We start from the raw sequence: 4686 nt of genomic DNA, 5'->3' as shown, positions 1-4686 counted from the left end.
GACTTTCAGCCCAAGACAGTCGCGGCGGCGGGTTGAATGCTGGCAGTGGGTGGGCTGGTTTCAAACAGCAGCACCATCAGCCAACCATCGCTGTACGAGGTTTCAAACAAGTGGAACCAGCGACCATCCACTATATCTACCAAAAAATTGCGCTGGGGCTGACTGCGCCGTTTGCCGTCAGCCGCCCGCAGCCAGGCATCAATGTCGTCGGTTTCAATGCGCGGGCCGACTTGATGCCGGTAGCTGTTGCGGATGATGTCGGCAAAGCTGACCGTATCGTTTTGCACAGCATACAAACTGATGAAGGCCGGGTTGGCCACCGCAAGCCGGTCCGACGGGTCAAACAGCGCAAACGGGGCTTCGGAAATATCCAGGCCTATCAGCAGTTGGGACACCCGCAGCGGGTCGGTGATTAAGGCCGGAGTGCTGTAGCTGGGACGCGCAGATGCGGACACCAGCGCATCGGGCTGGGTGGCCCCCTCTTCGCCCAGGACCACCACGCAATCACGGCCCCGGTGTTTGGCACGGTACAGCATCTGGTCGGCCAGACGCAGCCAGGCTTCGACATTGGGCACGTCGGCGGTCAGTTCGGCCACACCAAAGCTGGCCGTGACCAGCGTGCCGTCCAGCAGTTGCTGGTCGTGCAGGTCACGGCGCAGGCGGTCGAGTACCTCTTGGGCGGCAGCGGCCGAGGTCATAGGTAGTAGTACACCAAATTCCTCCCCACCGTAGCGGCCACACACATCGGTTTCCCGCAGCACGCGTTGTAGAGCGGAGGCAAAGCGGCAGATGGCCTGGTCGCCTGCCGCGTGGCCGTGCAGGTCGTTGATGCGTTTGAAATGGTCCAGATCGGCCATCACCAGCACGGCGGGCTCACCCTGGCGGCGAAACCGCGCAAACTCGGCGCGCACCAGTTGCTCCCAGTGGCTGCGGTTGTACAGGCCCGACAAACCATCGTGCTGGCTTTGGTGCTCCAGCGCCCGGCTTTGCTGCTTCAAGCGGTGGATGGCTTTGCGCGCAATGTGGCTGATCAAAATCGGCTGGCAAACCAGCAAGGGCAAGCAGGCCAGCACTGTCCATCGCACCGCATCCGGCTGCACATGCAGGCCCCAAAAAGCCACGCCCAGCAGCACGCCCACAAGTTGAAAAGCCAGCCCACGCACCACCAGACGCACACCGCCTCCGGCCATGGTGTCCATGCTCAGCAGGCTCACCGCCAGCACGCTGGGCAGCAGGTTGAACTGCATCAGCACGATCCACACGCCACCCAGAAAATGGTCGGCCAGCAGGTTGCGGCGCTCGGCCTCGCGCGGGTTGGCGGCACGGCGGGCCAGCCACCAGGCCACATGCGGGCCCACAAAACAATGTAAGGCAGGGCCTATCCACATCCACGCTGGCGCGGCATTCTGGATAAATACAGCGCTGGTCATGACAAAACCCAAGGCCAGCCCGGCCATGCGCGAAAAATAGCTGCGACGCGCGAAACCCAGGTGGTTTTGCGGTGCCTCCAGCGACGGTTCACGGGTCACGGTGGCCATGCCCGGACTCGGTCAGGGCCCGGCTTCGGCATGCCGGGCACGCAGCCACTGCTCCAGGCCGTCCGCGGGCAGTGGCCGGGCGTACAAGTAGCCCTGCAGTACCCGGCAGCCACGGGTGGTTAGAAAATCGGCCTGCATCTGGGTTTCGACCCCTTCGGCCACCACCGTCAGGTCCAGGCCGTCGCCGATGCGCAGCACGGTGTTGGTCAGCGCCCGGGCAGCGGCGCTGTCGGCCAAATCTTGCACAAAGCTTTTGTCCAGCTTGAGCTCATGGATAGGCAAACGGTGCAAGTAACCCAGCGACGAGTATCCGGTACCAAAGTCGTCCAACGACAAATGCACGCCCAGAGCATGCACCGCCTCGATGGTGGCTGGCACACCTTCGGTGGTGTCCATGACCACGCTTTCGGTCATCTCCAGCGTCAGGTCTTGCGGGTGCAAGCCGTGCTGACGCAGCAGCTCGGCCACCAGTCCGGTCAGGCCTGGGTTTTGAAAGTTGCGGGCCGAAACATTCACCGCCACGCGGGGCACGACCACGCCCCGGGCGCGCCAGTCGGCCATCTGCCGGCAGGCTTCGCCCAGGCCCCAGCGGGTGAGTTCGTCGATCAACCCGCACTCTTCCGCCAGTGGAATGAACTGTGCCGGAGATACGGACCCCAGCTGCGGATGCTCCCACCGGGCCAGCGCCTCGACACCGTAGAGCACAGAACCTGCCGGGCCGCTGACCTGCGGCTGGTAGTGCAGGCGTAGCTGCCCCAGTCGCAACGCTGCACGCAGGGCGGCTTCCAGCGACAGCCGCTCCAGCGTGCGGCGGTTCATGGCATCGTTGAAAAAGCGCAGGCAGCCACGCCCGTCGTGCTTGGCCTGGCGCATGGCCAAATCGGCTTTGCGCAGCAGGGTGTCAAAGTCTTGCCCGTCCTCGGGGAGCATGGCTACGCCCACGCTGGCATTGGGGTGTATGGTGACTCCCGATGGTAAGCCCACTGGAGCAGCAATCGCCGCCAGCAAGCGTTCGGCTGCTGCAGCGGCCTGCTCGGTGGTACAGCCCGATAGCACCGCCACAAACTCGTCACCCGCCTGGCGGCCCACCAGATCACGGCCGCGTACTTCTTGGCTGAGCCGGTTGGCGATTTCGCTCAGCAGCACATCGCCTGCGCCATGGCCTTGTTCTTCGTTGACGTGCTTAAAGCGGTCGATGTTGACAAACAGCAGGGCCAGCGGCTCCCGGGCACGCTGCGCCTCAGCCACCGCCCGCTCGGCCTTGATGCGCAACAACTTGCGGTTCGGCAGGCTGGTCAGCGCGTCGTAAAAAGCCAGGTGGTGGATGTGGGCGCGCGACTCCTCACGCTCCATAGCCAACGCACACAGGTGCAGACTGACATCGATCAAGCGCTGGTGCAGGGCATCGGGGCCACGCAGGGTGCGGTAATAAAACGCAAAAGTGCCCAGCACCCGGCCATCGTGGGCCTTAATCGGGCTGGACCAGCAGGCGACCAGCCCGTGCGGCAGGATCAGGTCTTTGTACGGGGCCCACAGCGGGTCGGTAGCAATATCGGTGACGATGACGGGCTCACCGCGCCAAGCGGCCGTGCCGCAAGAGCCCACATCCGGGCCGATGGGGACCCCGGCGATGGCGTTGGAAAACTCGCTAGGCAAGCTGGGTCCGGCCAGGGGCTGCAACTGCCCCTGCACATCCACTGCCAGAATCGAAGCCGCCACTTCGGGGGCAATGTGCTCCACTTCGCGGCACACCAGGTCCATCAGTTGCGTCAGCGGCAGTTCTTCGGCCATGGCGTGCAGCAGTTTGTACTGCAGCACCTCGTGCATCTTGGTTTGCGTGATATCGGCCAACACACCCACCACACCCGCGAACTGGCCATCTGCATCAAACAAAGGGTTGGCCACTATCGACACCCACAGCGGCCGCCCTAGCTTGGTATAGAGCAGGATGTCGGCACGCCCCCCGCCAGGCTGGCGCAGCTCGCGTTTGATGCGTTCCACCGCCGGCATATCGGTATGCGGCCCTGCTAGGCAGTCACTGACGGTGCGTCCCACCACCTCGTCCAGGGTGTAACCAAACATGCTGGTAAAGCCCGCATTGGCAAAGCTGATGCGGGTGTCTGGCCCGCCCACGATGAACGCGTTGTCGCTCTGGTTCACCACTTCCAGTAGCTGGTGCAAGGGGTCTTCTTTATTGCGGCCATGGCCGACGTTGGCCGAAACGGCTTCCGGATCAACTACTGCAAGCAGGCGTGAGGGTTGCATGGTCGCATTGTGGAAGTATTCAATCCAGTTTACCAACCAGCATGCGAAATAGTGGACGAGTTTAAGCCGCAGTTAACCATGCAAACCCTTGTAGCCGGCTGCGGGTTGCCAGTGTCTGCCACCGCCAAAATTAGGCATTAAATTGGCATCTAGCCTATATTTCACCTGCGCAAGAAGCTATTTATTCAATAGCAAAACCTCAGGCGACAGTACTTTCCGACACACCGGCAGACGCAAAGCTGGCCATCTCGGCCAGCACCAGGCAAGCCGACTGAAGTAACGGCCAAGCCAGCGCCGCGCCCGAACCCTCGCCCAGCCGCATACCCACATCCAGCAGTGGCTTTGCACCCAAATGGTGCAGCATCAGGCTATGGCCGTGTTCGCCCGAGCGGTGGGCAAACACGCAACGCTGTAGTACCAGCGGCTGCAGTGCATGTGCCACCATCACCACCGCGGTGGTGATGAAGCCATCCACTACCACCACCCGCCGCTCCTCGGCCGCCTGCAGCACCGCGCCCAGCATGGTGGCCATCTCGAAACCACCAAACACCTCCAGGGCATGCAACGGGTCGTGGACCGCGGCGTGGCGCTCCAGCACCTGCGCCAGCACGGCCACTTTGCGTTGCAGACCGGCATCGTCCAGCCCGGTGCCCGCGCCAGTGCAGTCGGCAATCGGCAGGCCGGTGAGGCGGGCCATCAAGAGCGACGCGGCCGAGGTGTTGCCAATGCCCATTTCGCCCAGCAGCAGCACGTTGCCCGGCAGGCCTTTGACGATGGCGCGGCCCTGGGCGATGGCGCGCTCGCAGTCCAGTGCATCCATCGCCGGGCCTTCCACGGTGTCGCCAGTGCCGTAGGCAATTTTGTAGTCCAACAGGCCGGGGCG

At 63.3% G+C, this 4686-nt stretch carries 3 protein-coding genes; all 3 read right to left on the bottom strand.

The annotated features are described in order from the left end of the window. Positions 1 to 5 precede the first annotated feature (5 nt). Complete coding sequence (locus tag ABI213_RS16305; protein WP_348027863.1) at positions 6 to 1538, bottom strand: diguanylate cyclase; 1533 nt, start codon at positions 1536 to 1538, stop codon at positions 6 to 8. Between the two features lie 12 nt (positions 1539 to 1550). Further along, positions 1551 to 3803 (bottom strand): EAL domain-containing protein, encoded by a 2253-nt coding sequence (locus ABI213_RS16300; RefSeq protein WP_348027861.1) that lies wholly within the window; start codon positions 3801 to 3803, stop codon positions 1551 to 1553. A gap of 199 nt (positions 3804 to 4002) precedes the next feature. Then, positions 4003 to 4686: nicotinate-nucleotide--dimethylbenzimidazole phosphoribosyltransferase (locus ABI213_RS16295; protein WP_348027859.1), on the bottom strand; the 684-nt coding region annotated here is incomplete at its 5' end.

This window comes from Rhodoferax sp. (assembly GCF_039922535.1).
Lineage (GTDB): Bacteria > Pseudomonadota > Gammaproteobacteria > Burkholderiales > Burkholderiaceae_C > Rhodoferax_B.
Note: the sequence above shows the minus strand (reverse complement) of the source record. Positions and strands in the feature narration are given on the sequence as shown.